The organism is Paenibacillus sp. FSL P2-0136, assembly GCF_037975325.1.
Lineage (GTDB): Bacteria > Bacillota > Bacilli > Paenibacillales > Paenibacillaceae > Paenibacillus_AQ > Paenibacillus_AQ silagei.
In genome coordinates this window covers 7,478,428-7,501,593 of the sequence record NZ_CP150244.1, presented here as the reverse complement: position 1 = coordinate 7,501,593, position 23,166 = coordinate 7,478,428, and the positions used below count along the sequence as shown (strand labels likewise).

Genomic DNA, 23,166 nt, shown 5'->3' with positions numbered 1-23,166 from the left:
CTAGTGATTAAGGAAGGCAGCTCACACTGCCTCCCTACCCTTACACAAGAGTATCTAATATATCCTGAAGCGGGATGTCCGCTACAGCCATCACTTCATCTGCCGCGCCGTAATACATACGGACAGTCTGGTCCAGCAGCAGCGCGCCGCAGGAGAACACGACCTTGCCGAAGAATCCGTTCACCTCATAGGAAGCTTCCGGCTCCAGCACGGGGACACGCGATCTCGCAATGACCCGGGACGGGTCCTCCAGATCCAGCAGCACCGCCCCCATACAATAGCGGTGGCTGCTGTCCGCGCCATGATACAGCGCCAGCCAGCCCTGCGGTGTGCGGATCGGAACCGCTCCGCCGCCCATGCGGGCCGAGTCCCAGCCCTGCTCGCCGAGTCCCATCAGGAAGCGGTGGTTCCCCCAGTGGTCGAGATCGGGCGATTCCGCAATCCACATCTCGGGCGCGCCGAATGACTTCGGCACTGGGCGATGCAGAGCGTAGTATTTGCCGCCAATTTTCTCGGGGAAAATCATAACATCCTTATTCTCGGGAGGCAGCATCATCCCGCGCCGCTTGAAAATCCGGAAGTCGCGGGTCTCCGCCAGCCCGACACCGACACCGCGCGCAGAGGCAGCGCTATAAGTGATGTAATAGGTGTCCCCAATCTGGGTCACACGCGGATCTTCAATCCCCCATGCTTCCAAAGGATGCTCCGGGAACAGGGCCGGCTGCGGCTCAACCTCGAAATGAACGCCATCTTGGCTTCGCGCTACCCGGAGATGGGATAACGAGGTGAGCATCACCGTCTGCCCGTCCTTGGCGACGAAGCGCGAGTCGGAGAAATCATAAGCCGGATCGTTCTTGTCGTATCGTTCTACCTGCACCTCCGTCCCTGCTTCATTCAACCGGGGAACAAGCACCTCGTCCGCCCGGTCCGGTATTGGCGCTTCAGCAACGCGCAGCAAGAGGATCGTCTCATCCTGTAGCTGCGCCACGCCTGCATTGAACGCACCCAGTACCTGGAAATCGGGACGGGAGGGGACAACATCCACGGCTTCAATCAGCGGATTGTGCGCGCTGCGTGTTATTTTCATTGGAGTGACCTCTTTCTGTGTTTGAAGTACGGTTATTTCCCGGAAGTAACGGCATCAATCTGGGCCTGGATTTCATCGATTACTTTTTGCCCGCCGAGACTTGCCATCTTATCCTCCATCGTTTTCTTTCCTTCTGCCGCAGGGATCAGGCCTTGGCTTAGCGGCAAGAAGATCGAATCGTGCAGCGGCGTGATTTTGGCATATTCCGTCTTTACCTTCTCGGCGTTGAAGTTGAAGCCTGCGATTGGACTAAGCGTAAAATTGGACGTCTTGGTTGAGAAGTCGAACCACTTCTTGTCATCTTGCATCATGGTGTCAGGTGTACGATTCAGCGTCGGCCGCCAGGTCAGCACATAACCAGGGAAGGTATAGCCGGACAGCGCCTTATAGCTCGAATCGCCGACAGGCTCCCAGTCCTTTCCTTGAATGCCGTATTCCATCAGATCATGGTTTTCCTTAATCGACAGCCAGTTCACTACATCCATAGTGACATCGGAATGCTTGGAGGTCGTCGGGATACACAGGAAGTTCCATTGCTGATAAGCCGTATAAGGCTTAGCCTGCTCCCCGTTCGGTATGAAAATCTCCAGCTTGTCGCTGCCATCCTTCAGCATTTCCGAATATTTCAGACCTTCGACCCCATCGGCTGCATAGTAGGTCGCCGCATATTTACCTTGCTTGAACAGCGTCTCGGCATTTTGCTCCTGGGCAATATTTTTGGAGATAATTCCATCCTTGTAGTATTTGGTAACGCGATCATAAGCATCGGCAATTGTCGGGCTCTCCCATTGGCCAATGACCTTCTTATCCTTGATCGAATACGAGAACATGTTGACCCCAATCTCCAGTACTTCATCCTGCGCCAGATTCGCGGAGTTACTCAGGATGAATGGCAGCTTATCGGCCTTAATTCCGTTAATGACAAAAGGCTTAATGTCTTTCTCATTTTCCTTGACTGCATACAGGAATTTCTCAAGATCATCGAGGGTCTTCAGCTCGGGAAGCCCGTATTTCTCGCGTAAATCCTTACGGATCAGTACGCCATACAGCTGGCCTTGGGTGGTGCCGAGCGGAATCCCCATAATTTTGCCGCCGAATTTGTTATACTCCCACATTTCCTCCGGAATGGACGCCTTCAGCTCAGGCCGTGCAGCCACTGCCGCATCCAGCTCCGTCAACGATTTACTCTCGATCATCTGGTTCATGGACAGCCAAGGGGCATCCAGATACATATCGAACTCTTCTCCGGCAGACATCTTCACGGATACCGCATTCCCGTAGTCGGTCCAAGGCATGAAGTTGATATTCAGCGCGGCTCCGATATTATCTTTTTTCAACTTGTCGTTGACTGCCTGCAGCACAGCATCGAACCCCGCAGGTTTATCTCCCGGGAAATAAGCCTTCAGCGTCACTACTTCTTTGGCAGCAGGCGCTGCACCCTCTGAACTGGACGGGGAATTCGTAGAATTCGCCGTATTGCCTTCATTCTTCGCATTTCCCCCGCAGCCTGCCAGCACCAGTGACGACACCAATACCGCTGTTGTTGCCGTGCCGAACCATTTTTTTAACCTCATCTCGTTACCCTCCTGTATCTATGGACAATCTGAATGGCTTACCCTTTTACAGCACCAACCGTTAGACCTTTGACAAAATATTTCTGAAGCATCGGATACAGCAGCACAATCGGGCCGATGGTCAGTACCGTGGTCGCCATCCGCACCCCGTAAGTCGGTGGAGTCACTGCAATCGCTGCACCGGAAGGAATCAGATTCCTGGCCGCTTCCATATTGGAGACCATCCGGCGCAGGATTAACTGTAGCGGGAATAACTTCTCGTTATCGATGAACATCAGTCCCATGAACCAGTCATTCCAGAAGCTCAGCGCATAGAAGAGGCCGACAGAAGCCAGAATCGGCTTGGAGATCGGAATCATAATCTGGAAGAACACTCTCATCTCATTCGCTCCGTCGATTCGGGCGGCTTCCTCCAGCTCCTCAGGAATGGTGCGGAAGAAGCTGACCAGCAGGAAGACGAGGAATGGCTGGCATAACATCGTCAGTATGAGCACCCAGATCGTATTCTGCAAATGCAGCCACTGGCTGACAACAATATAGAACGGAATGATCCCTCCCGAGAAGAGCATCGGCAAGTAGCAAAAAAACAGAAAGGGCGTTTGCAGAACATTCCGTTTATTCGCCAGTGAATAGCCGAGCATGGCGGAAATGCACAGGGCGCTTAAGGCCCCGACAACCGTGATGAACAGGGTAACCCCATAGCCGTTGAAAAGAACATCTGACTGCAAAACCGCCTTATAAGCGGCCAGCGATAATTTTTGCGGGAATAAGGTATAGCCGTGTGCTATCAGCTCCTCCTCATCCGTAAAGGAACCGGCAATCATCAGCAGAAAAGGGAACAGACAAAATAAAGTAAACAGCAAAATGAACGTATGGGCGAATGCCGTAAAGGTGCGGTCCGCTGCGCTATGTTTCTGTATCATAGTACCTCTCCTAGAATAAAGCAGATTCTTTGGATACCCTGCGGGTGACCCAGTTGGCAGCAATGACGAAAATCAGACCCATAATGGACTGGAACAGGCCCACTGCCGAAGACATGCCGAAATCGTGCAGCTGCCGCATGGAGCGGAAGACAAAGGTATCAATGACGTCGGTAGTCGGATACAGCATCGAGTTGTCTCCAATGATGGCATAGATCATCGCAAAGTCCCCGTTGAAAATTTTGCCCACGGCCAGCAGCGTCATGATCATAATCGTCGGAACCAGCAGCGGCAGCGTAATACGCGTCACAATCTGCAGTTTAGAAGCCCCGTCGATGCGGGCTGCCTCATATAGATCCTCCGATATGCCCGTAATGGCGGCCAGGAAAATAATCGAGAGATAACCGGCCCCTTGCCACACCCGGATCACCGTCAGAATATAAGGCCAGAGACTTGACTCAAACATCCAGTTGACCGGCTCCATGCCGATATTTTGCAGCCAGACATTAATCATGGGCTCTTCCCCGCCGAATAAGGATTGGACAATCATCCCGATCACAATCCAGGACATGAAATAAGGCAGGAAAATAAGCGATTGCGATATCCGTTTGAAATACTTATTGCGGATCTCATTGAACATGAGCGCAATCAGAACGGCCGCCGCTGTCGTGAACACAATAAACAGCACGTTGAGTAGCAGTGTGTTCCGCAGAATTGTCCAGAAGTCATCTGATGTAAAAAAGTAATCGAAATTTCTAAACCCTACCCAGTCACTCCCCGTGATCCCCTTGGCAAAATCATAATCTTTGAAGGCAATCATAATCCCGTATATAGGAAAGTAACTGAACACGAGGAAAAACAACAGCCCCGGTACAGCCATCACATACAGAAAAGGATTCTGCGTGATATGCCTCCATTTTGAACGTTTACCTGCGTTAAGCGGGTAGTTCATTTGTACATCCCCCCTTCCTCAAGACCGGTAACCGCCCCAAGAGCGTTCCGTAATCTATGCCGTCACCTTATCAAGTCCTTGCGTCCTGAGCAATTCCGAGAAACGCCAATCCTTCCCGCAAGTGCAGATTTACCGCCTTCCCAAAAACAACACTCTTCCGAAAACAAACGATTCGGCAGACGAAAATACCCGGTGTGCTATAATAAATCTACTTATAATGAGCCGGACAGTTATGACTACGGAGGTTCCAGAACCATGAAATTCAGACAACCGTTCTTCGCCTCGCTGAAGCGGCACCCTACCTACATGAAGCTTATTTTTTACTTTGTCAGTGCGAACGTTCTGGTCTTAGGCGTATCCTTCGTACTGCTCTATGGGCAATCTTCCAAGACACTGCTGGAGGAGATCGGCGATCATTCGGAATCCCTCCTCGTGAACGGGGCCCGGAATACGTCACGGCTGATGGAATGGGCGCTTGATTTCAGCTTCTCCTCCAGTAATGACAGCGCGCTTAAGGTGTATGCCCTTTCGGACCATTACAGCGATTTCGAGACCTATGAGGTATGGAGCCAATTGACGGACATTAAGAACGCCAACCCCTCCATTGATTCGGTCTACCTGATTAACGATTATACGAATACGGTCATTGACTCCAGACTTGGGTTAAATGATACCGCCGCTTTTTACGATCAGGATATTATTAAGCGCTTACGTGACCCGGAAACAGCGAACCACAGCGTGCTCATTCCGCGAACCTTGTCTCTCCCTCTTACCGGGAACACCCCCAAAGAAGTGATGACCATTGTCAGATTTTATGAAAAAGGCAGCTCTATCTCCGCGTTCGTCATGAATGTGGATACCCATAATCTCATGACTCTGCTGCAGAATAATTCAAACTTCGCCAGCCGGTCGATCACCGTGCTGAATGACCGGGACGAGACGATTTTTAGCAGCACGCCAATGAATCCGCAGCAGATTGCCGAGCTCAGAAGCCACGGAATGAAGGGAGCCAGCGGCTGGAAGCTATTTCAGCCACGGGATCAGGGGGAGAAGCTAGTGGTCTATGCCGACTCCTCCGTTAAGGGTATCCAGGATTGGACCTTCATTGAGATGATCCCGAAGTCCGCCATTCTGAATAAAATCACGGTCCTGCGCGACACCAGTCTGATCCTGTTCCTCGTCTTGTTCGCGGCCTCCCTGGCGGTGATTATACTAATCTCCAAACGGGTGTACTCGCCCATTCAGGAGCTGATCAGCCGGGTCATGCGGCAGCATCAGGCGGAGAAGCCCGGCCTTGAGGCGAACGCCAATGAACTCGAGTACTTATCGAGCGTTTTTACCTCGCAGCATAATCAGATTCACGAGCTTACCGAGCAATGGCGGCATAATAAATTTCTGGGCAGAGAGCGGTTCTTAAGGGATTTCCTCGGGGAGACGTACCATTCGGCAACGGAGATCCGCGCTCAATTCGTAGAATGGGGGATTGATCTGCCAAGCGATGAGTTGTCCGTAGCCATCTTCCGGATCGACCACTTCGCGGAATTCTCGGGAGTGTACCCGGAGAAGGACCGGCGCCTGCTCCGGTTCGCTATGTCCAATATCATTCAGGAGTCGCTGCAATCGTCCAGGCACAAGCTGCAGACCGTAGATATGGGAGACGACCACGTGGCTGTAGTCTTATCGGCTCCCTTGTCAGAGGAATTCGCGAAGGAGCTGCAAGTGGCAGGGCAGTTAATTCAGCAGTATTTGTCCGTAGGAACTACCATTGCCTGGGGCCGGACGTTGCCTGGCTTAACCGACATGCATGAGGTGTATCTGGAGACGTATGATCTGACGCAGGAGCGATTCCGGTTTGGACACCGGTCGCTCATTGTGAAGGAATGGCTGCCCGCTGCACCCGGGGAATTATATCATTTGCCTGTGAGCCAGGAGCGGCAGATCGCCCAGGCCATACTCAAGGGGGACGCCGCCGTCATTCTGGAGGTCTTACGCTCAGCGGTTGTGAAGCTGCGGGAACTGCCTTATTTTGAATGTAAAATGTCTCTGATTACCTTGTTCATGGACATCCGCCGGCTCATCCAGGAGCATTCCTCCCAGCCGCTGCCCAGCTCGTGGGGACTGACGTCCATCGAGAAACAGATCATTCGGCAGGAAACAATGGATAACGTCATGCCGTGGATGGAGGCCTTGATTACCCGAACACTCGAAGACATTGCGGCCGCCCGCAGCCAATCCAAGAATATCGCCCTGATCGGACAGGTGGACCAGTTCATCGAGAGTCATCTCACCGACCCGAATCTGTCTGCCACCATGCTGGCGGATCACCTGGGCTTGTCGGTCAATTATTTCCGCAGTCTGTACAAAGCAGAGACCACCCAGTCCATCACCGACAAAATATCCGAGAAGCGGCTGACGTTCATCTGCCAGGAGCTCATTGCCTCCGACTCGCCGATCGAGCCCATCGTGCAGCATTTCGGCTTCTCGTCCCTGAACACCTTCTATTCCAGCTTCAAAAAGGTGTACGGCATGACCCCGGCCCAGTACCGCAAGAAGTACCGGGCGGGGGATGGCGGGGGGAAGGTGTGAGGCAAGTGAAACCTATACATTCTTATATTTGCGCGCAAAGAAGCGATAAGGATTAGGTCCTTATCGCTTGTGTTGGTATTCCAGCAAGTTGCCGCTCTTATTCTCCCTTATAGGCCTTACGCAGCTCCTCAAGCTCGAACTTCTTCATCTGCAGAAAAGCCTTCGTCACACGCGCCAGCTGCTCCGGCGTGCCCTTCTTCATCATCTCATTCATCTCCGCCGGAATAATCTTCCAGGAGATACCGAAGGCATCCTTCAGCCAGCCGCATTGCTCGGCTTCAGGAACTGCAGACAGCTTGTCCCAGTAGTAGTCAATCTCTTCCTGAGAATCGCAGGATACCATGAAGGAGACCGCTTCATTGAAGCTGAACTGATGATTATGCGCACTGTCCATGACCGTGAACCACAGATTCTCCAGCATGAAGTCCGCGAACATAATCGTTCCTTCCTGATCCGGCGCAGAGCCTGCAGGGTAGCGGGTAAGAAGTCCTTGACGCGAATCCTTAAATACGGATAAGTAGAAGGACATCGCCTCCTCCGCCTTCCCGCATTGATCCCCCACGAACAACAAGGAAGGAATAATCGCAGGCCGCTCCTCCCCTGCCGGGTTCGTTAGAATCAGCTGCCAGGACACCCCATACTTGTCCTGAATCCAGCCGTACCGCTCACTGAACGGATACTTGCCGAGCGGCATCAAGGCGGTGCCGCCTTCCGCTAACTTATCCCACACCTCATCTAATCTCTCTGCTGCATCCTGGTCGCGGGAGGGATCGAAATTAACAAAGAAGGAGACGGCCGGATTCAGCTTGAAATACGGCCCTCCGCTGATCGCCATGAACGGCTGCCCCCAGACCTCAAAAGAGACCTGACCCGCATCGCCGGAGGGCGTATCATGAATGGTGTTCACACTCGTAACCTTGGACTCCGGAAACACAGTAGCGTAAAAGCGGGCGGCTTCTGCCGCCTCCTTGTCATACCATAGATGCGGAACAATTCTCTGTCTGATGCTGGCCACAACGATTCCTCCTCAGCTTCTGTCCGTTCCGATCCAGGGACAGGGGCTTTAATTTGCTTTATTATACACTACAGGGAGGCTTCTTCATTCTTTATATTGGAAAACAATGCAGGGCCTCCGCCCTAGCTCGCACAGTCTAATCCTCTGTCTCCTCTTCTTCCTCCATGTGCCCTAAATAGTGATAATAGAATTCGACCATGGCATCTCCAAAGCCCCAGCCAATGCCCTGACTACGTTCCGCCAACCTTCTGCTACGGTCGACGAATTTTTCCTCCAAATCATTCTTCATAATGTATTCCAACGCTTGTCTATAAATACTGGACACCGTCAGATAGAACCGCTCATCGATGTCTCCGTAAGCCCGGGTGAAGTCCACCCAACACTCCACTGTGAACACCATAATTTCAGCAATCTGCTCCTTGTTGGCGGATACCTTACTGAAGTCCTTAATCGCCTTCTTAATAACGGGGTAGCGCAGAACCTCTCCTCTGTCGCCAAATTGCTATTTTGCAGAGAGGCTGCAGGCTTTTGCCAAGAACATTATTGTACTGAAAGGCCGGATGGGCAAAAAACAGCGCGAGGCGCTCCGCACTCAAATCGCCACAATTCCCGACGATCAGGAGCGGGTCGTTATCGCTACCGGCAAGCTGATTGGTGAGGGCTTCGATGACACCAGACTGGACACACTGTTCCTGGTTCATCCCATTTCCTGGTCAGGCACCTTACAGCAATATGCCGGCCGCTTGCACCGGAGTCATGTCAACAAAGAAGAAGTAAGAATTTATGATTATATCGATCTCCAGGTCCCTATGCTTATGGGGATGTTTAAGAAAAGGGTGAAGGGTTACCGGAAGATGGGGTATCGGGGGGCGGAGTTGTAGAATAGGAGAGAAAAAGCCAGCCCACACAATCAGGCTGGCTTTACTCTTATCTGAAAACTGTACTATTGCAGTGGGCTTAATGCCTTTACTTCCTGTACTGAGAGACCCGCTGCTTTTGCAATAGTTTCAACCTCTAACCCCATCGCCAGTAATTTCCCGGCAATTTCCTCGGCTTTCTTACGCTCCCCCTCCGCTCTAGCCCCCTCAATACGCGTCTCTCATCGCTCAGGGCTTTCATACGAGCTTGATACTCCATTCTGGCTACGGTATCTTGACTCAAGAATTCCAACGTATCCATTGCTTTCTTTAACATTGGTTCATTCATCGCCAACACCTCCCAGTTTGATTTGTCCACACCTTTTAGGAACAGCAGCCAATTGACCAGCCCGCCTTCCTCAAGCGACACCGAATGTTCATCTAGTTTCGTCAACTCAATGACATGGATCTCAATATCCTCCAACAAAGAAATTCCGGTATGATCTTCCCGTAGGTGAAAAACGCTATGGTAGCGGTCATTTTTGAGGCAAGAGTAGTTCAAAATATTGATGGTTACACATTTCTTCAGTGTATTATAGTTACTGCCCTTAGGAATCTGATGGTAATACATCTCACTCCAATAGAATAACGTCCGCTTCTCCATAACAATACATCCTTGTTATGTTCACTTCCAAAGATACGTTTGAAGATTAAATCCACGCGAGGGTCGAGTAAATCCTGCATCAGCATCAACTCCATTCCCCCATATTATATCATGCCAAATAATGCGAAGTAATTACCCTTTCTTTTAAATTAACAATATCCTGGCCCGTCGGGTTCTGGAAAACGCGAAGTCCAAACAGAGGGATAATCGCAAAAATGTGATCAAAGATATCCGACTGGACGGACTCATACACACCCCAGGTAGTCTCATTGCTGAACGCATAAATTTCTAAAGGCAGTCCGCTGTCTCCTGGTGCTAACTGCCTGACAATGAGCGTCATATCCTTATGAATTTTGGGATGATTGCGCAGATATTCTTGGACATATTCCCGGAATACCCCGATATTCGTTAGCTGTCTTCCATTCACTTTACTCTCCATATTGATATGATGTTCCGTATTATAGGCGTTAATTTCATCTAATCTTGTCAGGACATAATCGCTAAGATAGTGAACCTTTTGGAACTCCTCAATCATTTCTTTGGTACAAAAACATATGCTGCTTGTATCAATACAGACACTTCGTTTAATTCTTCTGCCCCCGGAGGCTTCCATCCCCCGCCAATTTTTAAAAGAGTCTGAGATCAGGGCATAGCTCGGAAGCATGGTAATGGTTTTATCGAAATTCATCACCTTTACCGTATTCAGCGTAATATCAATTACATTGCCGTCGGCATTATATTTAGGCATTTCAATCCAGTCGCCTACACGAACCATATCGTTAGAAGATAATTGAATACCTGCCACGAGGCCCAATATCGAATCTTTGAACACTAGCATCAGAACAGCGGATAACGCGCCCAGTCCACTAAGCAGAATCAGCGGATTCTGACCCATGAGGTTAGAAATCACCACAATCGCACCAATAATATACAGTATAATCTTCGCAACCTGAATGTAGCCTCTGATCGGCCTCATCTTGGACACTTCATACGTACGATAAATAGCATCGATGGCATCAAGCAGGGCATTAAACACCGTGATCGTTACAATAATCATATAAGCTAAGGCGAACTTTACAATGAAAGACTGATACAGCGGAAAAATAGGCGCGGCGTAATAAATGATAAAGGCCGGAGCGAGATGCGACAGCTTGTGAAATACTTTTTTCTCCAAAAAGATATTATCCCACGTATACCGGTTGTTATGAATGATATGGATGATGATCTTCAGTACGAGTTTTTTGGCAACAAGATTAGCCACTATAGAGAGTAAAGCAATACATAAAACCATAATGATGTTCGAGAGATACACGACCATCTGCTCGCTCATTCCATATCCTGCTAGGTGCTCTTGTATAAAATTCATCATTTCCTCCTGACTGGGTGCATAGTAGCCTACAATTATAGAGGATAAATAGGTGTTATGCAAAAATAAAAATACTTGCAACGCTCAATTTAGTACTGTATAGTTCTACTCATGACAAAGGCAAAAATCATGAACCAAAAACGTGTGCTTGAAGTCGCGGCAGCCTTATTTTTAGAAAAGGGATTTGCTTATACCAGCATGGATGAATTAGTACGTGTAAGCAAAGTGTCCAAATCGAATGTGTATTATCACTTCACGGATAAGGAAGAATTGTTAGCAGGGGTCGTTGATTATTGGATTGAAACGTATGAGCGGGCAATGGATCAAATCCTTTCTCAGAACCAGTTATCCGTTGAAGATCGTGTCCAGATGTTTTTAAAGCATTTAACGGAGGGAGTTCAGTCCAGAGAGTATAAGGGGAGCTGTCCGTTTATTACACTTTATATTCAAACTCCGGCACAAGCTACGCACATCAAGGAAAAAATAGGTCTCTTTTTCACAGGATTACAAATGAAAATCTCTCTATTACTACAACAAGGAGCAGAAAAAGGCGAGTTTAGAGAAACGATTCATATTGACGAGGTAGCAGCACTTTTTATAACGAATCTTGAAGGAGCGCTGTTTCTTGCAGAGACATTGAAGGATGCAACGGTGATCACGAGAACAGCCAGCCACTTTTTCAACTTGCTTCGATAAGAAGCATTTTTTTTACACAAAATTAGTACCAAACAGTACTAAAAAGGAGAACAGATGATATGAGGACCATATTTTTAACAGGTGGAACAGGCTTTATCGGGAGGCAACTCGTAGAGGAGCTTCTTAAAGAGGAGGTTATGATTTTTCTTTTAGTGAGGTCGAAGAGTAAAGCAACACGTGTTTTTCAGGAAAAAGGGTTATTCAACGAGGCAGCCATGCACTTTATTGAAGGTGATTTGACGAAAACAGATTTAGGTCTAAGTGATGAAGATAAGGAGAAGGTACTTAACACGGATGTTATTATTCACGCAGGCGGACAAATGGATATTCAAGCGACAACGCAAGAAGCAACCTCTGTATTTTTAAACGGTGCCAAGCATATCAGTGAATTCGCTAAACGTATCCATCAATTGAAGGGTTTGCAGCAATTTATTCATGTAGTTGGATATATGTCCCCCTTTGATGACCATAACAGCAAGGTTGCGATCGATGTGTTTAAAGAAGGACACGACTATCTGAAAATAAAAAATCCTTATGAAAGAACCAAATTTTTAGCAGATCTGTATATTCGCCAGCAGGCATCCGCAGTAGGCTATCCGCTGTCTGTGATTAATCCGCCAACTGTAGTCGGCAGCAGTACAACAGGGAGTACGGAGCAGGTAGCAGGCTTAGGCTTACTTGTGGAGAGTATGCGAAGAGGGCTGATGCCAGTTATACCTGGAGGCAAGGGGTATAAATTACCGCTGATTTCAAACGATGCGCTGGCGAAGTTTATGGTTCAGGTTGTTAAGCTGGAGCAATCGTCTATTCAAACCTATACCCTTGTTCCAGACAAACCGCTTGATCCAGATATAGCTGAGTTATTAGGCGTGATGTCAGAAAGTATGAATATGGCCGCACCTACAATCTCTGTGCCCCTTCGCTTCATGAAGGCACTTATGAACAGCGGGCTCAGTAAAATCACGCGAATTCCATCGGATGGACTGAACTTTATTACAAATCGAAAGTTTTCAAATGATTTACCGAAAAAAGTCATGGGAGCAGATTGGTTTACTAAGACGAGTGTCATGAATTTTTTCCCGGCCGTAGTCGCAGATTTGGATTATCGCCTGATGTACCCAAATGACCAGCATAATCATTCATTTGAACGAACCTTAACCGGAAATACTGTGATTTATCAAATACAAGGAGAGGGTAGGCCATTTATTTTATTCCACGGTTTGTTGAGTGATGGGGAGGATTTATTTCCCTTAGGAGTGGAGCTTCATGAAAAAACGGGTCAACCTGTATGGATTCCGGATCTTCCAGGTTTAGGACGTTCCCCTTTTAAGCATGAGAAGAACCTTATAGATCTCTATTTGAATGTAGTGAAGGAGTTATCAGGAAAAGCTGCTCAGGGCGCACATTGGATTGGCCATTCCTTCGGAGCGGTTATTCTGCTGGAAGCGTTAGCGCGAGAGTACTTGGATACGAAGAATACTATTACTTTACTTCAGCCACCTGTTACGAAGAAAAATCACAAATCGTTTAATGCTCCTCCATTGTTGAACAAATGGGCATTAAAGTTAGCAACGGCTAGTTCATTGGAACGTTATTTAATTGGCAATGGTCTGTTTGAAAATATAGAGGGCATTCCGAAATATTATATTGCCAAAGTACGCAGCAGCTTTACTTCGCCTAGAATTTTAAATACAACTCTTCAGCTCAATCGTTTCCTGTCGAAAAACTATCGGGGTGATTTCACCAAAGTACCGAGTGCTAATCTTCATATTATTTGGGGCGATCAAGATCGGCGCTATTCTACTCCAGTACAGCTTGGAAAGATTGACGTTGTTCCCTATGGTCATCATTTTCCTCTTAGCCATCCGACGGAGACGGCTTCTTATGTACTAGGAAATTAATACATCCACAGTAATGAAAAAAGACACCTGATAAGGTGTCTTCTGCTTTACTCCGTTAGCGGAACAGTTTATAAATCGAGAATCGGAACCGGTCCGTCCATCCAGTTCAGCTGGCTATCCATCATGAACTGAACCGTCCAATGATGCTCTGCCTGATACCAGTTATTAAATTCCACAATACTCTCGTACAGATTCTCGACGGCTTCCGGCGTTCGTTCTTCCAGTACCCGATGGATGTCCGCCAACAAATTCTCCGGCTTCTTTTCTACCCCTTCCAGAACCTTTAAGAACCACTTATAAGAAGGGAACAGCGTTTCGTTGTGTACCAAAATCAGCCTACCTGCGAAAAAGGCATAGTGGGTCAAACAGTAGTCGATTAATAAACGATTGTTGCGTTTCAGTCCTTCGTAATAATACCATTTCCAGGTTTCGAATTGTGCATAGAACTTCTGCATATTCTCTGCCTTGTTCTCCAGCGGATATCGGGGTGCGTCTTGGACCAACTCTTCCAACCCCTCGATATTGGAATAGGTGACGAACGCATCCTGGAATGCGAACTTAGCAGGCTCGCTGCCGGATTCGGCCACTTGCTTGATGTAGGAAGCAGATACAACCTTCCCGTCCACGTAACCGCCTTCATAAGAACAGGATTCCGTTTCGAAATACCCAAGATTATGGATGGAACAAGCATTCTTGTAATCCTCTTCAGAAAGGACGATCATAATGTCGATATCAGAGGTTTCACCAGCAAAACCATGCGCCACGGAACCTCCGATGATGATCCCTTGTACGTCGGGTCTGGCTTTAAGCTTGTTGGTGATGGCATCAATGGCAGCTTGATGATGGGGATACATAATACATCCACTCCAATTAAATTAATATAAACATAAATTAGTAAGCCAATACATTAATCATAAGGTAATAATATTCCACTTTTGAAATTCCCGCAATCCCCCGAATAAATCAATCATCACCCCTAATAAAGGAAGGCATCGTTAGTAACAAAAAAAGGGAGCACCCTCACATTGGATGCTCCCACATTTTTTACTTCCTCAAAGCATTGATCTCCTGCTCTGTTAATCCAGTGGCCTTTGCAATCGTCGTTATGTCCAGATTCAAGTCAAGCATATTCTTCGCTACTTCCTTTATACCTGCCAATTTAGCACTTCCCAGCATAGATGCTTCATCATGAAGATACTTCTGTCTAGCCTCATAAAGCCGTCTAGCATCAGAATCCTGACTCAAATATTGCAGAGTATCCATTGCCTTTTCCAATCCTGGCTCATTCATCTTCAGCACCTCCAGGAAATGAACTTCAATATCGTTGATTAAGGATATTCCTGTCCGGTCTTCCCGCAGAAGACATACGTTTCGCTATCAGCTACATTCGTTATTATTATAGCAATTTTCAAGTGAACTTAATCTTAAAGGGAAACGAAAAAAGACACTGATTAAGGTGTCTTTACTGATACTCCATATGGAGCAGAGGGGAGTCGAACCCCTGTCCGAAGATAACGGCACATAAGCTTCTACGAGTGTAGTTACAGTTTTGATGTCACCCTAGAAGCCCCCCGTAACCGGGTCCTCTTCGGGTCAGCCTGATTATCTTCTTCTGCTGACCCCAGGAGGAGACCAGACAGCGTATCCCACTACTTGTTAGCCCCTATCCCTGTCACATAGGCGATGCAGGGTAGAAGCACGCACACAGGTTATTAAGCTGCGAAAGCGTAGTTGTTTTGTTGTTTGCCGTTTAATAGGCTTTAGCGTTGATGAAGCGGACGCGTCCCCACTACTCGCTACTCATAATTCTAATGTTTTTAGAACATGAACTCTTATCCAATTAATTATTGCTTTTCTCAATATGTTCCTGGATTTAACAAACTTATCTCTTAAATTGAAGTATTCATTTTGAAAAGTTACATCTAAACTAAGAGCAAATTCTTGAAAGAAAAACTCGCCTGAATGAAAATGCCCTGACCTTACATTTCCATATAAGAAGTCACACAATTTTTTATCATAGTCTTCATTTAAATATTTCATCATGAACGAACTGAAAGACAGTTTCTCATTTTCACATTTAGTTAATGCTTCTACTGAGGATACCATGTATGAAATCATAAGTGTTGCTTCTTTTCCCCCAGCAGTATGAGAAAGATTATATAGTCTACATGAATTCTTAAAAGCTTCATATTTATTGATATCCTCAACTTTTAATCTGTCCAAAGACTTATAAAATTGACGAATATTCTTCGGAATTTTTAAAGCTAAACCATAACAAGCCGTTTCATCAATATCTTCAGAATAATACTCTCGCATATCAATAGTAGGATTAGTTATTCTATAGTTTAAAAAGGTTTTTTCTAGATTTTCATTCATTACTTTATCATTATTGAGAATCATTGTTGAATTAAAATTAAAATTATCATCTACAAAACCTACATTAAAATAGGAGGGCACTTCAACTGCTTGATAGTCTAACCTATGTCTCAGACCATTCATATTATCCATTACACGTATATCCAACTCACTATCATAAAATGATTCTCTTTGAAACTCACCTATTAGACCATTATTGCTTTTTCGTGTGTAATGAGCAAATTTAGAATCAAACACATAAAAACCTGTATCAATTAATACGGATAAAAAGGATGTGAAATCTCTGGCAATATTGTATGCTTTTGAACGGGCTTGACTGAGTGAGCTAGCCTCTACCTCAACATCAATGCATATTATTCTCTCAGCTATTGTATTTTTTTGTTTTTCATTAAACAAAGGCTTAAATTTGACTTTTCCTCCCCATGTTATTACATACTCACCTTTAAAACCTATATCATGGATGATTGAATAGTACAGTCTCACTGTATATTTAGCTTTTTTATCACCATAATCGTTGATTGTAATAGGATAATACAATTCGCTTAAAAAGTAATGATCTAGATCGTACGAATTTATCATTTCATCATGAGAATAAATAATCATTTTATGCAACTGTTTCATGCTACCATTGCTTAAAATATAGACATCAACATTAATCCGAGCTTCAGCTTCTTTAATCCTGTCTACAAAGCTAAATTTGTAAACATCAAAGTCATCAATATATTCATGAATAACCTCTAATTGCTTTTTCTTCTGAAACTCATTTTTTAGATACTCATCTAGTACGGAATTGTTGATTGGTATTTCGAGTTTTTTTTCAACTTTATTCATACTCTTCCCCCATAGTCCTGTTCAGCATTGAGTTTGATAGTTTCCCAGTCAATATCAAGTCCAGATATACGAAAGGTCTTTCCTTCCAACTATGCTATCCACTGCTCATTTTCATATTACGAAAATTATGTACCACTCTGATTGCCTACAGCTCAAGATGGTGGATTTTCACCCTGAATACTAATGCGAAGCTCGGCCGACAAAAGTAACAATTTACTGGAATTAGATATACCAATATTCCCATACCATGAATTGACTGTCAAAACATTTTGTCAGCTAATACATATAAAAGTTCTTCAGATATCTTTGCAACCAGCAATTGATCACGATATGAATGTTACACTTTCCGACGCCATTTACCTTATACATCATTAAAACTTGCAACAGTCACAAAATAGATAGTACTACCAGTACATTGAAACGTATGTTCTGAAGGACTTTGTAACCATTTGTCGTATTTTGTATATATAAAAAATAATGGTAAATGAGAGTGATCCCTGTGAATAATCATAATCATCTTAGTTTAGTTAAAGAAAATATTGACTTTAACAGTCAAGGCCGACAAGATAAACGCCCTGACCGTATTATTATTCCAAAATTACATGGTGCTAAATTAAGAACTAATTTTAGTCAGCAACAAAACGAATATAATAAAACAAAGAAGTTTGGTGAAGACTTCATTTTCAGAGTAATTAAAGATAACGACAAGCCAGTTAACTACAGTAAAATAGGTCTTATCCTCCTTGCTGAACCAAATAAAAAAGAAGCTATTGTACAAGTTGAAAATCCTATAGTTTTCAACTCTCACTTATCCGATTTTATAGCTGAGAAACTAGCAACCAAAAGAGTTATGAATTATTCTGAATTTGCTAACCTTGAGGAATTTGTTTTTCAAACTCCAGAAGAAAAAACAGGACCATTGTTAAAGGCTATGGTAGTTGACAATATGGCAGAATACACACTAGATGTCCAATTATATGCGGATTCCGATGACATAAAATCCCTTCATCAGAAAATGATTTCTTTTAAGGATTATTTGAAATCCTTAGAATCTCGGGTAATTGATGATGTTATTATGTCCTGCTTGATGCTTATTAAAATTTCAATTAAAGGCGCGCTAATTAGAACATTATTGGAGCATAAAAACGTATATTATGCCGACTTACCCCAACAATCCATTTATGAACAGGGAAAATTTCAAAATATTGATATTGCAACAATTCCGAAGATTAAAAAACCTGGCCTAGATACTCCTTTTGTTGCTGTTATCGATAGTGGAATATTACCTACTCATCCGCTACTACAAGACACGGTGTACGAGTCTGAAGCATTTGGTGGAATTACAACACCATTCGATGAGAATGGTCACGGCACCATGGTAGCAGGAATTGTTCTTTACGGAGATGTATACGAAGCATTAAATTCCTCTAAACCTCTTGAGCCAGAGATACGCTTATTAAATGGAAGAGTAACTGACCAACACAATAAATTCCCAGATGAAAAAATACTTGTTTCAGTAGTTCAAGAAGCTATAGAGTACTTTGCATCTGACGAATTTAATTGTAAGATATTCAATTTATCATTAGGAGATGATCGTTTTCCCTATCAACAAAATAGTAAGATGGATGCATGGAGTTTTTCTTTAGATTATTTAAACTATAAATTTAATATAGCTACAGTTGTATCTAGCGGCAACTATTATCCTATCAATGATGGTGCCACTGTGATGAACAATTATGTTGATTATTTATTGAATGATCAAGATGCAGCAATAATTCCCCCTGGTATATCAGTAAGCTCACTTACTATAGGTTCAAAAATTCATAATGTTGGTGGAAACGGTTTACGGACGATTCCCGTAGGCGAAAAGGGAATAATCTCCCCATTTTCAAGAACAGGCCACGGATACAATAAATCGATAAAACCCGAGTCTACAGCTAATGGCGGTACCTATGTTTTTAATACGTTGACTAAGAAGATTAACTCTCAAGATTCATCTCTTGGAGTGTTATCTTCCAGTCTCTTTAACAATGGTTCCTGGTTTGAAGTACGTCATGGAACTAGTTTTGCTGCTCCTTATATTAGCCATCTTTTAGGGAAGATAAAAAAAGAAATCCCCACTGCAAAAGGAAATCTCTTACGAGCCTTACTCATCAATTCATCTGATTGTTCTACTTTAAGCAATGAATATATTGAACAAAAATACTCTAGTTCAAAACCTGCACAAATCAAAGAACTTCAGCAGCGTATAAATGGATATGGGGATATTAGAGAAAAATATTTAACTCGATCATACGATAACCTTGTAACTATGTATCATGAAGGTGACATAGGGATCGGAAAGATAAATATCTTCGAGATACCCATTCCAGATGAAGTATATTCTTCTAAAGGTGCTTGTAAAATAAATATTTCTTTAGCATATAATCCTCCATGTAGGGATTCAAGAATAGACTATATGGGGGTTAAAATGTCATTTGGCTTATATCGTGGACTTGATTTAGATGATGTTACAAAATACACCTGTAAGCCTGACGATGATGAATTTGAAAAAAGCACTCTACCCGAGGACAAAAAGGGATGTAAATGTAAGATGGATCCTGCCATAGCTTCTACTGCTAGGGGCACACTTTTGAAAAGTACACATAAGCTAATTAATAATGCAAAGGCACAACGTGTTTATGGAGACACTTATTATTTGGTAGTAAAGTGTACAAAGAAATGGCTCCAGGAGGAGGGGTTTCAACCTTTTGCAGTTGTTGTATCTATAGAACACAGCAATCAAGAAGTTAATATTTATAATTCAATACAAACAAGAATTCAAAACAGACAACGTTCACAAACAAGAACACGTGTTTAAAATGAAAGGAGATGCGGAAAAATTCCGCATCTCTTTACATTAATGCGTTGTATATTTCATACCTACTTTTGTATTTTTCAATCTCCTCTAATATAAGTGATTCTGATAATTGATTATATCGCATAATAATTGCCTTCTTTATAGAGGTGACACAGATACGTTCAATATCAGCATGCGAAAAACCAATTAACATCTTTGAAAGTTGATCAGTATCTATTCTTGCATGCGGATAACGATTTAAATTCCGATTTAACAAATCCTTAATTTGAGACTCATTAGGCAAAGGAAACAACAATACATCATCAAAACGTCTCCATATGGCTGGGTCTAATAACGATTGGTGATTAGTAGCAGCTATTATTATACTGTCTCCTTGAAAACTATCTAGCAACTGTAAAAAGGTATTTACTACTCTCTTTAACTCACCATGTTCATCTATTGAATCACGTTTTTTGGCAATAGCATCAAATTCATCAAAAAATAAAATCCAATTACCACTTGATGCAAAGTCAAAGATTTTTCTTAGATTACTGGCTGTTTCTCCAAGATACGAAGAAATCACACTATCGAATCTAGTATATAAAATTGGTATATTCAATTCACCTGAGATAGCTTTTGCAGTCACCGTTTTACCACATCCAGGGGGGCCACAAAATAGAAATTTGTTTTTACTCGATAAACCATAGGCCGACAGGACATCACTTTCTTCAAACTCTTTTACTAACTCATAGAGTGATTGGAGAATTGAATCGTTAAGAACGAGATTATCAAAGTTTGTCTGAGATTGATTCATTTCAAGCAACAAATTATTAGAATCTTTATCCTTAGGCAATAAATGAAAGTGATTAACTGTTGTTTGTTTTAATGGTTTTGCTTCAAAACCAGGCGAATCTAATATTTTTTGTAATTCCCCAGCCAATTGCGCATGACTTTTAATCTTTTCATCTTCAATAATTGCTTCTGCGATTTGCTTAAATGTGTCCATATTTCCATCTTTAACACTTTGAAATAACTTCTTGAGATGCGCCCCTTTGGCCATCTATTATCACACCGCTTCATATAAACTTTGTTTTAATATAGCATATCTTTATCATTTTAACTCTTTTTATAATTTCTATACCCATAGTTGTTTAGAGCACAACATCAAAGGCATAGAATTTAAAGCATAACAATTAATTAAATTTCATAATATAAACCCTGCCAATCATTATTAAAAAAAAAGTATTATTAGAGTGTTTCCTGAATCATATTATATTCTTCCTAAAAAGTATTCACAAAAGACTCCTTAAACATTCCAATTCTATTCTATATGAAAACTTGTTGTCGGTTCCCTTTATGTTTCTAGGGCATCGGAATTATGTATATTTTCAAGCTCTCTCAAAAATCTATACTTGATGATCGTCCCAACACTACGACACGTAGTTGAGGACTATAAACCTAATCTAAAATCTTCAATCCGTTGCTTAATAACTTCTTCAGGACTATTTCCATTCTTCTTCAGCAACAACATTTGCTCGTAATCAGAATCATCAATAAATATAATTAATTTGGATTGTGCCATCCACACTTCTCGTTGAGTGTGTATTGCAGCTTCTTTTGCCCCTTTTCTGGTTGAAATAATTCCAAACATTCCTGGACCATAGGCTTTTAAGTAGTTAATCATTTGTAGTACACAGTTTTTGGTTATTTTTTCAGAGTAGTTCTTGGGGTCAATTACAATAAAATCTGCCCCGTATCTATTGGCCATAAACTTCCAAAATCCTGATTCGCAATAATTTGCCATGATTATGTCTCTTCTATTTGCCTTAGCAGTATCTGAATGCTCTACAATTGGCTTGCCGAGGTCTGGACAAAATAGGTGCTCAAATATAGATGTACAAACCTTCTGATACGAACTCCAATTTGATTTTCCAGGAACGCATGACCTCAAAATCCGCATTAGCACATCTTCAATGGTATCTTTAAGGTGTACAGACATTAGTAACTCTTTAAGCTCACAGGACTCGATCATTCTTAATTGTTGCGTAAATAACGCAGCAATTTTATTCAAATCCCAAACTTCAAGCCACTTAAGATCGCTAATCCTGTCCATCTGCATTGCAGTCAACTCACCTGGAAATGCCAGAACTCTCTTCTTAAAAGTAGGATTTTGATAATGCAGTAATTTTTTAATCACTTCATCAAGTCTACGTTCAGAAAAAGTTGAGGCTGCTTTGCATTCAATCAACAAAGTTTCCCCGTTAAAATCTGCTTTTATATCTGCATTTTCAGTATTAACCTCATTCTGGACATTGCTAAAACTTCCATGACACCTCATCATTCTAAGCAACTCATATTCGAATATAAATCCCTTAACCTGAGAACCTTCATGAATACCCAATATTATACCGCCCCCCATCCATACACTTTTAAATGCTTTGTCTTGTTATCATAAAAAACATCGTATCCAATCCTCAGTAATAGGCGATCTGTCAAGTTTGAGTTCTTCGAGCTTTTCAATTTCACAAATATTACTTCTTTATCCAAGTTGCTATCGAAGTAGCCGCCTTTACTAATGACCTTGTAACATCAGACCCCCTTGAATGAACTATAATTATTAATTAAAAAAAACCACTTACTATTCCCTACCCTACATAGTTAATGTTTAGTCACTCAATGGCTCTCCTCTTCATAAAGTCCTCAAACTTATTTCTTAGTACATACACATAATCACATATTGCTATTGCAAAATCTAAGAGGTCAGAAGCATCTATTTTACTTATTTTCACATCAGAAGCATGAGCTCCAATATTCCGATGAATTCGCAGAGCATTTCCCCATTCATAAATCCTCTTATCAATTATCTCAAGCTCTAATAGTTCCTTAAGACCTCCGAAGATATTTGAACTGCTAGCATTAAAATCCTTACAGATGGCTTCTACCGCTCTTCCGCACATAACAGCACAAGCTAAATATGCACTGCCTTTAAAACATTTTTCAGCCTCATCCAATGAAAAGCTTACAGCTTCAGGCAAATCCCAAGACCATTCTCTTTTAGGATCAGGCCATAACCTAACAGCATGACTCCATTCATATTCTTCATTTCCTATTTGCCAAAGTTCTGTTCGAGCTAGCAATGAGCACTTGCAAACTGGACATTCTAAAAGTACTCGCTTCGACGGATTCTCTTCATAGTCCTTATACGTTTCATGCTCACCTTTTATAATGCCATCTACTTTGGAATTACAATATGGACATTCAACTATCATATCCTTTCCCCCGTTTCCTGCTGTCACAGCCTACATCTGTAGTTCTACAATATTTGTAAAATTCCCTGCTTTATTAACAAGGAAAGCGCATAAATGGACTTGGCTTGAGAAAATTTTCATTTTAATGCTCTAGTGGATTAATTATAAGGAGACTCATGCTATTCATGGCCAGCACTTCTCACAAACCCAGTATTATCAAGCATTTCAACCACAATGCACCCCTAATTATCTCC

General features: G+C 43.3%; 18 protein-coding genes, 1 other RNA gene and 1 pseudogene. 5 read left to right on the top strand and 15 right to left on the bottom strand.

Going from position 1 to position 23,166, the window contains the following annotated elements:
• Nucleotides 1-40: 40 nt before the first annotated feature.
• The 4 genes from NYE26_RS32295 to NYE26_RS32280 are packed head-to-tail and all read right to left on the bottom strand — an operon-like array spanning nucleotide 41 to nucleotide 4,533.
• Entirely contained in the window at nucleotides 41-1,087 is a 1,047-nt protein-coding gene (locus NYE26_RS32295) for a glycoside hydrolase family 130 protein (RefSeq protein ID WP_339252827.1), read from the bottom strand.
• 32 nt (nucleotides 1,088-1,119) lie between these two features.
• A complete protein-coding gene (locus NYE26_RS32290) occupies nucleotides 1,120-2,661 on the bottom strand; it encodes a DUF3502 domain-containing protein (RefSeq protein ID WP_036726291.1) in 1,542 nt (513 codons plus the stop codon).
• 38 nt (nucleotides 2,662-2,699) lie between these two features.
• A complete protein-coding gene (locus tag NYE26_RS32285) occupies nucleotides 2,700-3,584 on the bottom strand; it encodes a carbohydrate ABC transporter permease (RefSeq protein ID WP_036726289.1) in 885 nt (294 codons plus the stop codon).
• Between the two features lie 10 nt (nucleotides 3,585-3,594).
• Complete coding sequence (locus NYE26_RS32280; protein ID WP_339252824.1) at nucleotides 3,595-4,533, bottom strand: ABC transporter permease subunit; 939 nt, start codon at nucleotides 4,531-4,533, stop codon at nucleotides 3,595-3,597.
• 255 nt (nucleotides 4,534-4,788) lie between these two features.
• On the opposite strand from NYE26_RS32280, the gene NYE26_RS32275 reads away from it, so the two are divergent.
• Nucleotides 4,789-7,119 carry a helix-turn-helix domain-containing protein gene (locus tag NYE26_RS32275; protein WP_339252822.1) on the top strand — a complete coding sequence of 777 codons (2,331 nt, stop codon included), beginning with the start codon at nucleotides 4,789-4,791 and terminating at the stop codon, nucleotides 7,117-7,119.
• Between the two features lie 97 nt (nucleotides 7,120-7,216).
• Here NYE26_RS32275 and NYE26_RS32270 read toward each other — a convergent pair whose 3' ends face one another.
• Together NYE26_RS32270 and NYE26_RS32265 are read right to left on the bottom strand one after the other, a co-directional pair.
• On the bottom strand, nucleotides 7,217-8,134 hold the full coding sequence (locus NYE26_RS32270; protein WP_339252820.1) for a VOC family protein: 918 nt from the start codon (nucleotides 8,132-8,134) through the stop codon (nucleotides 7,217-7,219).
• A 136-nt stretch (nucleotides 8,135-8,270) separates the two neighbouring features.
• A complete protein-coding gene (locus tag NYE26_RS32265; RefSeq protein WP_339257686.1) occupies nucleotides 8,271-8,612 on the bottom strand; it encodes a DUF6155 family protein in 342 nt (113 codons plus the stop codon).
• An 82-nt stretch (nucleotides 8,613-8,694) separates the two neighbouring features.
• On the opposite strand from NYE26_RS32265, the gene NYE26_RS32260 reads away from it, so the two are divergent.
• Nucleotides 8,695-9,015 (top strand): helicase, encoded by a 321-nt coding sequence (locus NYE26_RS32260; protein ID WP_245368579.1) that lies wholly within the window; start codon nucleotides 8,695-8,697, stop codon nucleotides 9,013-9,015.
• A gap of 62 nt (nucleotides 9,016-9,077) precedes the next feature.
• On the opposite strand, the pseudogene NYE26_RS32255 reads toward NYE26_RS32260, so the two are convergent.
• Together NYE26_RS32255 and NYE26_RS32250 are read right to left on the bottom strand one after the other, a co-directional pair.
• Nucleotides 9,078-9,735 (bottom strand): annotated as a pseudogene (locus NYE26_RS32255) (Rpn family recombination-promoting nuclease/putative transposase).
• A 29-nt stretch (nucleotides 9,736-9,764) separates the two neighbouring features.
• Nucleotides 9,765-11,021 (bottom strand): mechanosensitive ion channel family protein, encoded by a 1,257-nt coding sequence (locus tag NYE26_RS32250; protein ID WP_339257684.1) that lies wholly within the window; start codon nucleotides 11,019-11,021, stop codon nucleotides 9,765-9,767.
• Between the two features lie 129 nt (nucleotides 11,022-11,150).
• Between NYE26_RS32250 and NYE26_RS32245 the strand changes: the two genes are divergently transcribed.
• Nucleotides 11,151-11,717 carry a TetR/AcrR family transcriptional regulator gene (locus tag NYE26_RS32245; protein WP_339252818.1) on the top strand — a complete coding sequence of 189 codons (567 nt, stop codon included), beginning with the start codon at nucleotides 11,151-11,153 and terminating at the stop codon, nucleotides 11,715-11,717.
• A gap of 59 nt (nucleotides 11,718-11,776) precedes the next feature.
• Entirely contained in the window at nucleotides 11,777-13,618 is a 1,842-nt protein-coding gene (locus NYE26_RS32240; RefSeq protein ID WP_339252816.1) for an alpha/beta fold hydrolase, read from the top strand.
• A 68-nt stretch (nucleotides 13,619-13,686) separates the two neighbouring features.
• On the opposite strand, the gene NYE26_RS32235 is transcribed toward NYE26_RS32240, so the two are convergent.
• The 4 genes from NYE26_RS32235 to NYE26_RS32220 all read right to left on the bottom strand — a co-directional run bounded on the left by NYE26_RS32235 (nucleotide 13,687) and on the right by NYE26_RS32220 (nucleotide 16,825).
• Nucleotides 13,687-14,472, bottom strand: a complete 786-nt coding sequence (locus tag NYE26_RS32235; RefSeq protein ID WP_036726276.1) for a nucleotidyltransferase domain-containing protein — start codon at nucleotides 14,470-14,472, stop codon at nucleotides 13,687-13,689.
• Between the two features lie 190 nt (nucleotides 14,473-14,662).
• Nucleotides 14,663-14,908 carry a hypothetical protein gene (locus NYE26_RS32230; RefSeq protein ID WP_036726274.1) on the bottom strand — a complete coding sequence of 82 codons (246 nt, stop codon included), beginning with the start codon at nucleotides 14,906-14,908 and terminating at the stop codon, nucleotides 14,663-14,665.
• A 195-nt stretch (nucleotides 14,909-15,103) separates the two neighbouring features.
• Nucleotides 15,104-15,428: a transfer-messenger RNA gene (ssrA, locus tag NYE26_RS32225) on the bottom strand.
• A complete protein-coding gene (locus NYE26_RS32220; protein WP_339252812.1) occupies nucleotides 15,419-16,825 on the bottom strand; it encodes a hypothetical protein in 1,407 nt (468 codons plus the stop codon). Before NYE26_RS32220 ends, ssrA begins: the two co-directional genes overlap by 10 nt.
• Nucleotides 16,826-17,324: 499 nt before the next feature.
• Between NYE26_RS32220 and NYE26_RS32215 the strand changes: the two genes are divergently transcribed.
• Nucleotides 17,325-19,685 carry a S8 family peptidase gene (locus NYE26_RS32215; RefSeq protein WP_339252810.1) on the top strand — a complete coding sequence of 787 codons (2,361 nt, stop codon included), beginning with the start codon at nucleotides 17,325-17,327 and terminating at the stop codon, nucleotides 19,683-19,685.
• A gap of 34 nt (nucleotides 19,686-19,719) precedes the next feature.
• Here the strand turns inward: NYE26_RS32215 and NYE26_RS32210 are convergent, their stop codons facing one another.
• The 3 genes from NYE26_RS32210 to NYE26_RS32200 form a co-directional block, all read right to left on the bottom strand.
• Complete coding sequence (locus tag NYE26_RS32210; protein WP_339252808.1) at nucleotides 19,720-20,724, bottom strand: AAA family ATPase; 1,005 nt, start codon at nucleotides 20,722-20,724, stop codon at nucleotides 19,720-19,722.
• 390 nt (nucleotides 20,725-21,114) lie between these two features.
• Nucleotides 21,115-22,065 (bottom strand): hypothetical protein, encoded by a 951-nt coding sequence (locus NYE26_RS32205; RefSeq protein WP_339252806.1) that lies wholly within the window; start codon nucleotides 22,063-22,065, stop codon nucleotides 21,115-21,117.
• 268 nt (nucleotides 22,066-22,333) lie between these two features.
• Nucleotides 22,334-22,960 (bottom strand): DUF4145 domain-containing protein, encoded by a 627-nt coding sequence (locus tag NYE26_RS32200; RefSeq protein WP_339252804.1) that lies wholly within the window; start codon nucleotides 22,958-22,960, stop codon nucleotides 22,334-22,336.
• Nucleotides 22,961-23,166 lie beyond the last annotated feature (206 nt).

What these genes read in the sequence shown, in the direction of transcription:
- NYE26_RS32295 (WP_339252827.1), bottom strand. Translation starts at nt 1,087, where the DNA reads ATGAAAATAACACGCAGCGCGCACAATCCGCTGATTGAAGCCGTGGAT.
- NYE26_RS32290 (WP_036726291.1), bottom strand. Translation starts at nt 2,661, where the DNA reads ATGAGGTTAAAAAAATGGTTCGGCACGGCAACAACAGCGGTATTGGTG.
- NYE26_RS32285 (WP_036726289.1), bottom strand. Translation starts at nt 3,584, where the DNA reads ATGATACAGAAACATAGCGCAGCGGACCGCACCTTTACGGCATTCGCC.
- NYE26_RS32280 (WP_339252824.1), bottom strand. Translation starts at nt 4,533, where the DNA reads ATGAACTACCCGCTTAACGCAGGTAAACGTTCAAAATGGAGGCATATC.
- NYE26_RS32275 (WP_339252822.1), top strand. Translation starts at nt 4,789, where the DNA reads ATGAAATTCAGACAACCGTTCTTCGCCTCGCTGAAGCGGCACCCTACC.
- NYE26_RS32260 (WP_245368579.1), top strand. Translation starts at nt 8,695, where the DNA reads ATGGGCAAAAAACAGCGCGAGGCGCTCCGCACTCAAATCGCCACAATT.
- NYE26_RS32250 (WP_339257684.1), bottom strand. Translation starts at nt 11,021, where the DNA reads ATGAATTTTATACAAGAGCACCTAGCAGGATATGGAATGAGCGAGCAG.
- NYE26_RS32245 (WP_339252818.1), top strand. Translation starts at nt 11,151, where the DNA reads ATGAACCAAAAACGTGTGCTTGAAGTCGCGGCAGCCTTATTTTTAGAA.
- NYE26_RS32240 (WP_339252816.1), top strand. Translation starts at nt 11,777, where the DNA reads ATGAGGACCATATTTTTAACAGGTGGAACAGGCTTTATCGGGAGGCAA.
- NYE26_RS32235 (WP_036726276.1), bottom strand. Translation starts at nt 14,472, where the DNA reads ATGTATCCCCATCATCAAGCTGCCATTGATGCCATCACCAACAAGCTT.
- NYE26_RS32230 (WP_036726274.1), bottom strand. Translation starts at nt 14,908, where the DNA reads ATGAATGAGCCAGGATTGGAAAAGGCAATGGATACTCTGCAATATTTG.
- NYE26_RS32220 (WP_339252812.1), bottom strand. Translation starts at nt 16,825, where the DNA reads ATGAATAAAGTTGAAAAAAAACTCGAAATACCAATCAACAATTCCGTA.
- NYE26_RS32210 (WP_339252808.1), bottom strand. Translation starts at nt 20,724, where the DNA reads ATGGCCAAAGGGGCGCATCTCAAGAAGTTATTTCAAAGTGTTAAAGAT.